The 1,138-nt window shown below is 50.1% G+C and carries 1 protein-coding gene; it reads right to left on the bottom strand.

Features of this window, described 5'->3' with window-relative positions; genetic code table 11:
• Positions 1 to 99: 99 nt before the first annotated feature.
• Entirely contained in the window at positions 100 to 1,065 is a 966-nt protein-coding gene (locus tag BQ5383_RS00005; protein WP_083389760.1) for an IS5-like element ISBian1 family transposase, read from the bottom strand.
• Positions 1,066 to 1,138: the final 73 nt, after the last annotated feature.

The raw sequence follows: 1,138 nt of genomic DNA, 5'->3' as shown, positions 1-1,138 counted from the left end.
GGCAATACCGCATAAATGCCACAATCCGCATTATACAACAGGTGCCAAGTAAAAACTGTGGATAACCTCGGAAGTTTTTGTCCGCAAAGGCGCACTAACTCAAGCTGCCAGACAGGGTCTGTCAGCCAGAATCAGATTTGCTAACGCAAACATGATATTGAATTTGGCTTGCTGCTTTTCAAGCCCTCGGTATCGTGTTTTTCGAAAACGCAGCTGCTTCTTAACGACACCGAATACATGCTCTACTTTTGCCCGGACGGAAGATTTCGCCCGTTCCGCTTTCTTTGCTGCGTACTGTCCGCTTTTGCTCAGTTTCTTCATCTGCGATGGACGACGATTGATCTTGTACTTGATTTTCCGGCCAGCTTTGTTTCGGACTACGGCATCTTCGCGCTTACCTGCGCCGAGATAACCGCTGTCTCCATAGACTGTTTCTTCCTCTCCCGTCAACAATTTCGGCACTTCCGCAACGTCGTGGACATTTGCCGGTGTGGCTTCCACTGTGTGAACCAGTCCGCTGTCCTTGTCCACGCCGATATGTGCTTTGTACCCAAAGTGCCAGGTGTTGCCCTTCTTGACCTGATGGGCATCCGGATCCCGTTTCTTTTCCTTATTCTTGGTAGAAGAGGGGGCGGAAATGATGGTGGAATCTACAATGGTGCCCTTTTTCAGAATGAGGCCACGTTCCATGAGCGCAGCTACCACCTGAGCGAACAACTTTTCCTGCAGTCCGTTCTTGATCAGCAAGTTCCGGAACCGGCCAAGGGTATCCCCGTCCGGAACCTGGTTGCTGGAATCGACACCGCAGAACTCCGAAAATGCGCGGCTGTCGATGGCTTCTGCCACTGTGGCCTCATCACTCAGGTCATAGAGGTTTTGCAGCAGATACAGTCGGAGCATGATCTCCAGCGGATAGGGTTTGTTGCCGCGCTCTCCTTTGTAATAGCACGGCTGAATCATGGCAAGCCATTCCTTCCACGGGACAATCCGTTCAATCTGACTGAGAAATTCCTTTTTCTTCGTCCGCACCTGTGCCAATTCGTCACTGAATGCGGAAATCGTCATCTGTTTATCCATAGGTTTATTATATCACACTTGGCGGTATCTGGCACTTTTTTCTGTGCGGTATTGCCTTAAA

Origin of the sequence: Angelakisella massiliensis (assembly GCF_900104675.1) — a bacterium.
Classification (GTDB): domain Bacteria; phylum Bacillota; class Clostridia; order Oscillospirales; family Ruminococcaceae; genus Angelakisella; species Angelakisella massiliensis.
This window is presented reverse-complemented; position numbering and strand designations above follow the sequence as displayed.